This window comes from Vibrio sp. Vb1980 (assembly GCF_033338615.1).
GTDB classification, from domain to species: Bacteria; Pseudomonadota; Gammaproteobacteria; order Enterobacterales; family Vibrionaceae; genus Vibrio; species Vibrio alginolyticus.
The window spans coordinates 1-1,428 of sequence record NZ_JAWOSZ010000051.1; the positions used below are offsets into that span (position 1 = coordinate 1).

Here is a 1,428-nt window from a genome sequence, read left to right on the forward strand (position 1 = left end):
GTAAGCGTTCACCGAGGTATCTTGACTTACCAGATCTGAAGAAACATATGCAGTTTATAGATCAAAAACGTTTGGGTACGGTCTCTTCGTCACAACAGCCGTGATGATTTCACTCAACACTGACATTGCCGATAAGTCACGCTTTTTGCAGGTTTCGATGAGGGTATGTATCCTACTTCGGAATTTATCACCTGCATCCGAGATCGTTCCGAAGCTAATTTTCCTTTGAATGACAAAACCTCTAATACATCGCTCAGCTTCATTATTGGTTAAGGGGATTGACGTTTTCTTGAGGAAAACCCACAAGCTCTCTCTATGTTTAAGCAGTAACTTGCATCGCCCTCTATACCGCTTGACCATCACACCTGTCCCTTTGCTCAACCAATGATCGAACGATTTTTGTAGCCTGTGCATTCGCCGCAAGTACCGTGAATAATCCAATTCACCTTCCTCATAACGATGCCGAGTATGGAAAATGGTGTTCGTCAGCAAACAAAGATGTTTGCCAATATAAGCGGTGTGGCCACCGCCACTATAATCCGCCATTTGCTGAAGATTGCGCTTCACATGTGCCCAACATAACTGATGACGGTCTGCGGCTATCCAGTTATAGCTTGGGCATTGGTCGCTAACCACAATGCCTGCATAGTCTTCATCGATGACCTTTTTTGCTGAGGAGGTTGAGCGTGAATAGAGTATTTGTTCATAGACAAGGTCATCACTGGCCACTAACCAACACCAACGAAGGCTCGTTTCATCATTTCGGTGATGAGAGGTTTCGTCAGCATGAATCAAAGTCGCTTTCTTTAACGCTTGTTTTATCGCCTGATGCAATGGCGTTAGCATTGAAGCGACCTTCGTTTGCGCTTCGCTAATCGCGCCGACCGAAAAGGTTGTGCCAAGCTGTTCTTTAAGTAGAGATTGGATTTTCCGAACACTGAGGTGATATTGCCCTGCAAGAACTCCAATGTAACTTAATAAGTTCGGCCCTATAATCCCTTGCGATGCATCGTCAGGCTTTTGAGCCTTGACGGTTTCTTTACAGTGCCGACATTGGCCTGAAAATAAACGGTATTCGGTGATATCGACAGTGGGTTTTGGAATATCGAAGACCTGATGGCGGTAGTAAGGGCCACCTTGAACATCGATATCAGACTGGGCACAGCAAGGGCACACTTCAGGAAAACCATCGATAACTACATCCGTTGCTTTCAGTCGTGAGAGTTTTCGTTGATGCCCTGTGTGGCCTTCTTTAGCTCCTCTCGAATTGCAACCACTAGAGCTTTGATCTTTTTTCGCTCATGCTTGTCCTTAGGGTTGTCAGACGAAGGTGGTTTCGATGAATTTTTGGAGTTAGTAGCTTGTTTATCGGTAAGGTGGCGCAACTGTTCCCACAACTCTTCAATCAGTGCGTTTGCTTCGTTAAGG

General features: G+C 45.4%; 1 protein-coding gene. It reads right to left on the minus strand.

Translation table 11 applies throughout. From position 1 onward, the window contains the following. Positions 1-54 precede the first annotated feature (54 nt). A protein-coding gene (gene tnpC / locus R7F64_RS23735) for an IS66 family transposase (protein WP_213963570.1) occupies positions 55-1,428 on the minus strand; the annotation gives its coding sequence in 2 pieces (ribosomal slippage) (positions 55-1,289 and positions 1,289-1,428; 1,375 coding nt annotated over the 2 pieces). This gene is flagged as partial in the annotation.